The sequence below is a fragment of the Streptomyces pactum genome, assembly GCF_016031615.1.
GTDB classification, from domain to species: Bacteria; Actinomycetota; Actinomycetes; order Streptomycetales; family Streptomycetaceae; genus Streptomyces; species Streptomyces pactus.
This window is the reverse complement of sequence record NZ_JACYXC010000035.1, coordinates 1-1,045: the sequence shown is the minus strand read 5'-3', so window position 1 is coordinate 1,045 and position 1,045 is coordinate 1. Positions and strand designations below refer to the sequence as shown.

The 1,045-nt window shown below is 77.7% G+C and carries 1 protein-coding gene; it reads right to left on the bottom strand.

Annotated elements, in window-relative coordinates:
- Nucleotides 1-44: 44 nt before the first annotated feature.
- The gene (locus tag IHE55_RS30520) at nt 45-662 is read right to left on the bottom strand and encodes a phosphatase PAP2 family protein (RefSeq protein WP_307826772.1); all 618 of its coding nucleotides are present in this window, start codon (nt 660-662) and stop codon (nt 45-47) included.
- Nucleotides 663-1,045: the final 383 nt, after the last annotated feature.

The window sequence follows — 1,045 nt, the reverse complement described above, 5'->3', positions numbered from 1 at the left end:
GGCCGGGCGGGGAGGGGCCGCAGCGCCGCCCGGCCGGGTGTCGTTCAGCCGCGGGGGACGAGCCACCGTCGCATCGTCAGGGACAGCACGGTGAGCAGCGCCGCGGACAGGCACCAGCTGCCGGCCACGTCGAGCGGCCAGTGGTAGCCGCGGACCACCAGGCCGGTGCCCACGCCCGTGCTGAGGAGGGTGACCGTCACGCCCGCCACCACCGGTCCCCGGCGGGACGGTCGGTGGCCCCGCCGTCCGGAGGGGTCGGCGGCCCGTGCCCGGTGCGCCGCCAGGAGCAGCATGGCGGCCGCCCCGTACGCCACCGTGGCGGTCGCGGTGTGGCCGGACGGGTAGAAGCCGTCGGTGCCGGCGAGCGGGCCGGGCGGCGCGGGCCGGTCCAGCAGTGCCTTCACCGGGGCCACCAGGGCGGGCACCACCGCCAGGGCGAGCAGCGCGGACAGCGGCGGGAGCCACCACCGGGGGGTCACGCGACGCAGCCGCCGGGCCGTGTATGCGGCGGCCGCCCCGAGCACCGGGAGCGCCACCGCGGTGCCACCGAGGTCGGCGAGGAACTCCGCGAACGCGCCCGGCAGCAGACGGCCGCCGGCGGCCCGGCCGGCCCGCTCGTCCATCCCGCGCAGCGGGCCGTCGACGGCCACCTGCCAGGTCACCAGGGCGAACAGCAGGACAGCGGACGTCAGGACACAGAGCGTGAGGAGAGAGACCGGCGGCCCAGGAACAGGGGGGGTGGCTCCGGGGCCGCCGGGGCGACCGGCGGACCGCGCGCCCCGGGGGGTCTGGGGCGGGCGGCCGTCCGATCGGTGAGGAGATCCGGAGCCGGAGGCTCCAGTGGTGTGCGCAAGGGCACGGCCGGGACGGAGCTGGGGAAGCGCCGCCTCGGCGTCGCTCGCAGTCCCCCCTGCGAGCGGGGTGTTTCTCTCATCTGCAGAAACCGTACGGCACCCCGGGGCCGGGCCGACAGCCGGATCACCCGTCCGACATGGCCCCCGCACATCTTCTTCACGCCGTCGCCGCCGGGCCATGGTTCCGGTCA